The organism is Streptomyces sp. CO7, assembly GCF_053474865.1.
Genome location: NZ_JBRIOU010000002.1, coordinates 881,235 through 884,799, shown reverse-complemented (window position 1 = coordinate 884,799; position 3,565 = coordinate 881,235). Strand labels below are relative to the sequence as shown.

General features: G+C 74.8%; 3 protein-coding genes. 2 read left to right on the top strand and 1 reads right to left on the bottom strand.

The features are described from left to right. Positions 1-136: 136 nt before the first annotated feature. Positions 137-634 (top strand): N-acetyltransferase family protein, encoded by a 498-nt coding sequence (locus tag ACOV8S_RS06035; RefSeq protein ID WP_448316505.1) that lies wholly within the window; start codon positions 137-139, stop codon positions 632-634. Here ACOV8S_RS06035 and ACOV8S_RS06030 read toward each other — a convergent pair. Continuing rightward, on the bottom strand, positions 601-1,197 hold the full coding sequence (locus tag ACOV8S_RS06030) for a HEAT repeat domain-containing protein (protein ID WP_448316504.1): 597 nt from the start codon (positions 1,195-1,197) through the stop codon (positions 601-603). The genes ACOV8S_RS06035 and ACOV8S_RS06030 overlap by 34 nt on opposite strands. A 378-nt stretch (positions 1,198-1,575) precedes the next feature. Here ACOV8S_RS06030 and ACOV8S_RS06025 point away from each other — a divergent pair, with 378 nt between their 5' ends. Then, a complete protein-coding gene (locus ACOV8S_RS06025; protein ID WP_448316503.1) occupies positions 1,576-3,390 on the top strand; it encodes a 3-hydroxyacyl-CoA dehydrogenase family protein in 1,815 nt (604 codons plus the stop codon). Positions 3,391-3,565: the final 175 nt, after the last annotated feature.

Genomic DNA, 3,565 nt, shown 5'->3' with positions numbered 1-3,565 from the left:
CCCCTGGCCGCTCCCCCGCCCCTGACCGGACGGCATGAGCAGCGCGCGGGCGCGGCGGCCGGCCGTGCCCGCGCGGCATCCGGCGCGGGGCGAAAAGCGGAAGCAGGCCGCCCGGCGGGCGGGGCATCATGGCCGGATGATCAGAGAGATGACGGCCGACGACTGCGCGCGCGTCGCCGAGGTGCGGATAGCCGGATGGCGGCACGCCTACACGGGACTGATGCCGCAGGCGTACCTGGACCGGATGGACCCGGTCTCCGCCGCCGAGCACCACCGCACGCTCCTGGAGGGAGCCGGCCCCGGCGTCGTCAACCTGGTCGCCGAGCGCGACGGGCAGGTCGCCGGCTGGGCCTGCCTCGGCCCGAACCGCGACCCCGAACCGGGCTGGGAGCTGTACACGCTCTACGTGGACCCGGCGCACCACCGGGCCGGGCTCGGCACCGCCCTGCTGCGGGCGTGCCTGCCCGCCCAGGGAGACACCTACCTCTGGGTGGTGCGCGACAACGCCTCGGCCCGCGCCTTCTACGAGCGCCACGGCTTCGCGCCCGACGGTGTCGAGGAGCCCTACACCGTGGACGGCGTGGACGTGCCCGAGGTCCGCTACGTCCGGCCCGGGGCGGCCGCCAGCGACTGAAGGGCGGCGCGGGCGGCCTCCGCCAACTCCTCCCGCCGAAGGGCCCGTTCGAGCACCGCCCGGCCACGCGGGTCACCGAGTTCGCCGAGTCCTTCGACGCAGGCCAGCGCCACCTCCCGGTGCGGGTCGCGCGCCGCGGACAGCCGCCGCTCCAGCACGGTCACCAGCGCGGGCACCGCCTCGGGCGCCCGCAGCGCGACCAGCAGCCGCACCGGATGGAGGGCGTAGCCGACGCGCAGTTCGTTGGTGGCGAGCGCGGCCGCCGCCCGCGCGGTGCGCGCGTCGCCCAGCCGGGCCAGCGCGTAGGCCGCCGAGGCGCAGCGCGGCGCGTCCCGGTGGTTCAGCAGCAGCACCAGCGGCTCGAACGCCCGGCCGTCACCGGCCAGCGAGAGCCGGAAGGCCGCCAGCTCCACCGCCCACAGCGGGTGTCCCGGCTCGCTCAGCACCTCGGCGAGTTCCTCGGGCCCGGCGTCCGACACCAGCCGCCGGTGGGCGAACCCTCCCCCGGACTCGGCCCTCAACCGGGTCTCCAACAGCGCGAGTTGATGCTCGTCGTCGTTCACGGCCCAACCCTACGCAAATCACCCGGCCCCATGGGAGCCGGATCACATACCCGAACATGCCGCAGACTCTGGCGCGCTCACTACCGGCCGGTTAAGCTCATTCGAGCGAGCCACCCTCGCGCCCCCTCGCAGCGGCCTGGTGACGCAGCCGCCGCGAGCGCAGTCGGTTCGGTACCCCCGCGTACTTCCCGTACGGCGGTACCGCGGCAACGCCGCACGACCCGGTTCCGGGACAGGACCGGTCGGACACAGGCACGCCCGCACGACCCGGCAGGTCGCCGTCGACCTCGCCGACTCCTCATCCCCGCACGCCCCTCGGCCCTCCTCGCCGCCGGCGTCGCGTTCCAGCCGTCACCTCACGCCTTCCTGGAGTCCGTCATGGCCGCTCCCTCTTCCCTGTCCCCCTCCGACAGCGCCTCCACCCTGCGGACCGTCGCCGTGGTGGGCCTCGGCACCATGGGCTCGGGCATCGCCGAGATCCTGGCCCGGGCCGGCCGCGAGGTCGTCGGCATCGACGTCGACCCGCAGGCCGCCGCCCGCGCCACCGCCGCGCTGGAGACCTCCACCGCCCGTTCCGTCGCCAAGGGCAGGCTCACCGAGGACGAGCGCGAGCAGGTCCTCGCCCGGCTGCGCACCTCCGCCGACCTGGCCGACGCCGCCCCCGCGGACCTGGTGATCGAGGTGGCCCCGGAGGACTACGACGTCAAGCAGGGCATCTTCCGCGCCCTGGACGGCATCGTCCGCCCGGACGCGATCCTGGCGACCGGCACCAACGCCCTCTCGGTGACCCGGCTGGCCGCCGACTCGGCCCGCCCCGAGCGGGTCCTGGGGCTGCACTTCTTCAACCCGGCGCCCGCGATGAAGCTGGTCGAGATCGTCTCCTCGGTGCTCACCGCGCCGGCCGCCGTCACCGCCGTGACCGACCTGGCCCTCGAGCTGGGCAAGGAGCCGGTGAAGGTCGGCGACCGGCCCGGCTTCGTCGCCGACGGCCTGCTGTTCGGCTACCTCAACCAGGCGGCCGCGATGTACGAGTCCCGGTACGCCTCCCGCGAGGACATCGACGCGGCGATGCGCTTCGGCTGCGGCCTGCCCATGGGCCCGCTGGCGCTGCTGGACCTGATCGGCGTCGACACCGCCCGCACCGTGCTGGAGGCGATGTATCAGGAGTCCCGCGACCGGCTGCACGCCCCCGCGCCGATCCTGCGCCAGCTCAGCGACGCCGGGCTCAACGGCCGCAAGTCCGGCCGCGGTTTCTACACCTACGAGGCGCCCGGCTCCGCCACCGTCGTCCCGGACGCGCTCACCCCGCGCCAGGACGCCGAGGCCGGCACGGGCCGTCCGGTGCGCTCGGTGGGCGTCGCGGGCTCCGGCACCATGGCGTCCGGTATCGCCGAGGTGTTCGCCAAGGCCGGCTACGACGTCGTCCTCGCCGCCCGCAGCGAGGAGAAGGCGACCGCCGCCAAGACGCGGATCGGCAAGTCGCTGGCCCGCTCGGTGGACCGCGGCCGGATGACGGCCGAGACGGCGGCGCAGACGCTGGACCGGATCACCCCGGCCGGCTCCTACGACGCCTTCGCCGACGTCGACCTGGCCGTCGAGGCCGTCGCCGAGGACCTCGAGGTCAAGCGGCAGCTGTTCGCCGCGCTGGACAAGGTCTGCAAGCCGGGCGCGGTCCTGGCCACGACCACCTCCTCGCTGCCGGTGGTCGCCTGCGCCCGGGCCACCTCCCGCCCGCGCGACGTGATCGGCATGCACTTCTTCAACCCGGCCCCGGCGATGAAGCTGGTCGAGGTCGTCCGCACGGTGCTCACCGACGACGACGTGCACGCCACCGTCCTCGAGGTCTGCCGCACGATCCGCAAGCACCCGGTGGACTGCGGCGACCGGGCCGGCTTCATCGTCAACGCGCTGCTGTTCCCGTACCTCAACAACGCGGTGAAGATGGTCCAGGAGCACTACGCGACGCTGGACGACATCGACGCCGCGATGAAGCTGGGCGGCGGCTACCCGATGGGTCCGTTCGAGCTGCTCGACGTGGTCGGGCTGGACGTCTCGCTGGCCATCGAGAAGGTCCTGCACCGCGAGTTCCGCGACCCGGGCCTCGCCCCGGCGCCGCTCCTGGAGCACCTGGTGGCCGCGGGCTGCCTGGGCCGGAAGACGGGCCGCGGCTTCCGCGAATATGCCCGGCGCTGAGCCCCGCCCGCGTACCGGCGGCGCCCCGGGGGACCCTGGGTCCCCCGGGGACTGGGGAGGCCTGCTGGAGCGGCCCGGCTTCCCCCTGTCGGACCCGGCGGCACCGCCCGTTCCGCCGGGCCCCGCTCCCGCTTCCCCGTCCACCCCCGGCCGGGGAAGCGGGACGCGCGTACAC

Bases quoted from the DNA above. Each gene is read 5' to 3' on its own strand.
- ACOV8S_RS06035 (WP_448316505.1), top strand. From the start codon at position 137: ATGATCAGAGAGATGACGGCCGACGACTGCGCGCGCGTCGCCGAGGTG.
- ACOV8S_RS06025 (WP_448316503.1), top strand. From the start codon at position 1,576: ATGGCCGCTCCCTCTTCCCTGTCCCCCTCCGACAGCGCCTCCACCCTG.